Raw genomic sequence first — 409 nt, forward strand, 5'->3', positions numbered from 1 at the left:
CACCGCACGCTGCTCGAACACCGACCGCGTCCCCACCAGCGACACACCCACATCCACCGGCCTCCACCCGGCCCCCGCCTCCAGATGACCGGCCAGCCGTGCCGCCTGCTCCCGCAGCGCCGCCTCCGTACGCCCCGACAACACCCACGGCACCACCGACGACACCACCGGAGCCACCACCTCACCCGGCCCCGACCCCACCGCCTCCACCACCCCGGCCGCCGGAGCCTCCTCCAGAATCACGTGCGCATTCGTCCCGCTGATCCCGAACGACGACACACCCACACGACCCGGCCGTCCCGTCTCCGGCCACTCCCGCGCCTCGGTCAGCAACTCCACCGCACCCGCCGACCAGTCCACCTCAGGCGTCGGCTCGTCCACATGCAGCGTCTTCGGCATCAGGCGGTGC

General features: G+C 72.6%; 1 protein-coding gene. It reads right to left on the reverse strand.

Annotated features, from left to right (window positions below):
- Window positions 1-409: ketoacyl-synthetase C-terminal extension domain-containing protein (locus tag IG88_RS39905; RefSeq protein WP_037837580.1), on the reverse strand; the 409-nt coding region annotated here is incomplete at both ends.

The organism is Streptomyces sp. NRRL F-5650, assembly GCF_000721365.1.
Taxonomy (GTDB): domain Bacteria; phylum Actinomycetota; class Actinomycetes; order Streptomycetales; family Streptomycetaceae; genus Streptomyces; species Streptomyces ardesiacus.